2 protein-coding genes are annotated in these 1,237 nt (G+C 70.3%); both read left to right on the forward strand.

Annotation, left to right across the window (positions count from 1 at the left end; translation table 11 throughout):
- The coding region (locus tag ACFV2S_RS20975) for a hypothetical protein (RefSeq protein WP_385561077.1) at positions 1-421 on the forward strand (421 nt) is incomplete at its 5' end.
- 125 nt (positions 422-546) lie between these two features.
- Complete coding sequence (locus ACFV2S_RS20980) at positions 547-1,191, forward strand: class F sortase (RefSeq protein ID WP_385561080.1); 645 nt, start codon at positions 547-549, stop codon at positions 1,189-1,191.
- The last annotated feature ends 46 nt before the right edge of the window (positions 1,192-1,237 follow it).

Here is a 1,237-nt window from a genome sequence, read left to right on the forward strand (position 1 = left end):
AGACCACGACAAGGGTGACCACGAGAAGCCCAAGGGCGGCATGCACACCGGCTCCGGCGCCCTCTCCCTCGTCAACGCCGACGACTGGTCCAAGGACGACCAGAAGAAGGACGACTGGTCCAAGGGCGACCACGACAAGGGTGACCACGAGAAGCCCAAGGGCGGCATGCACACCGGCTCCGGCGCCCTCTCCCTCGTCAACGCCGACGACTGGTCCAAGGAGAAGGAGTCCGAGAAGGACAACGGCTCCAAGTCCGAGAAGGACAACGGCTACAAGCCGGAGAAGCCGTCGGGCGGCATGCACACCGGCGGTGGCGGCCTCGCGAACACCGGCGCGAACGTGACCGGAGCACTGGTCCTCGCCGCCGGGCTGGCCGGCGTCGTCATCGTCCGCCGCAGGAAGGCCTCCGGCCAGGCCTAGCAGTACCCGGACGCATTCCACCCGCATCCGAAAGGTGTCCTCCGGTGACGACCCCACCCGACCCCGCCAGCACGGGAACACCCCGACGCACTTCGCGATGGGTCGTCCGAGGCGTGTTCTGGGCCGTGGCACTGGCCGTGCTTCTGTACGCCTTCGGCGGGAAGATGTTCACTTCGGACGCGACCTCCCCGACCGCGCCCCCCGTGCCGTCCGCGACGAAACAGGCCCCGGCGGCCGCACCGCAACCCGCTCGACCGCACGCCTCCGCCTCGTCCGGAACCGGCGCGACCTCGATGAGCAGCCCGGTCATGCCGCGCTCCGCCCCGATCCGGCTGCGGATTCCCAAGATCCGCGTGGACGCCCCCTTCACCGGGCTGAAGATCGGCCCGAGCGGTGCCCTGGACCCGCCCCCGGCGGACGACACGAACCTGGTCGGCTGGCAGAGTTCCGGGATCTCACCCGGTCAGCGCGGTACGGCGATCATCGCGGGCCACCTGGACACGAAGACCTCCGCGGCGGTCTTCGCGCGCCTCTCCGAGCTCTCGCCCGGCGACAGCTTCGAGGTGGACCGGGCCGACGGCACCACGGCCGTGTTCCTGATCGACTCGGTGGAGAACTTCGACAAGGACGACTTCCCCGACCAGCGCGTCTACGAGGACACCCCCGATGCCCTGGTCCGGCTCATCACCTGCGCCGGCGCCTACAACCGCACGGCGCACGACTACACGGAGAACCTCGTCGTCTTCGCGCACCTGGACGCCGCCGCCTGACGGGGGGACAGCAGCTCCGCGGCGGGGGGGGGAGGAGGGGGGGCCA

Source organism: Streptomyces sp. NPDC059695 (assembly GCF_042733785.1).
Classification (GTDB): domain Bacteria; phylum Actinomycetota; class Actinomycetes; order Streptomycetales; family Streptomycetaceae; genus Streptomyces.